The 363-nt window shown below is 41.9% G+C and carries 1 protein-coding gene; it reads left to right on the top strand.

The features are described from left to right. On the top strand, window positions 1-363 hold a 363-nt coding region (locus tag LJD34_RS16250), incomplete at both ends, for a conjugal transfer protein (RefSeq protein ID WP_227360392.1).

Genomic DNA, 363 nt, shown 5'->3' with positions numbered 1-363 from the left:
ATAAGAATTTTACGGCTATCGACCAGCACACGACCCATGAAAAAGAAATCATTGAACTTCGCTTGCAGGACACCAACGGGATAGAAAATTTCGTGAAAAACTTTGCGAAGTCCTATTACACATGGAATAACAGCAAAGAAGCGATTGAAGCAAGGACGCAGGCAATCAACGGTTATCTGACAAAGGAATTGCAAGACTTGAATGTTGATACAATCAGAACGGATATACCGACCAGCTCCACAGTTACAGATGTGATTGTATGGAGTATCGAACAGTCGGGAACGGACACTTTTTCTGCTACCTACGAAGTAGATCAGCAGATAAAAGAGGGAGAACAGACAAGCAATGTGAAAGCAACCTATA

Source organism: Faecalibacillus sp. MSK20_93 (assembly GCF_020589945.1).
Taxonomy (GTDB): domain Bacteria; phylum Bacillota_I; class Bacilli_A; order Erysipelotrichales; family Coprobacillaceae; genus Faecalibacillus; species Faecalibacillus intestinalis.
The sequence above is the reverse complement of the archived record's forward strand: the minus strand, read 5'-3'. Positions and strand labels throughout refer to the sequence as shown.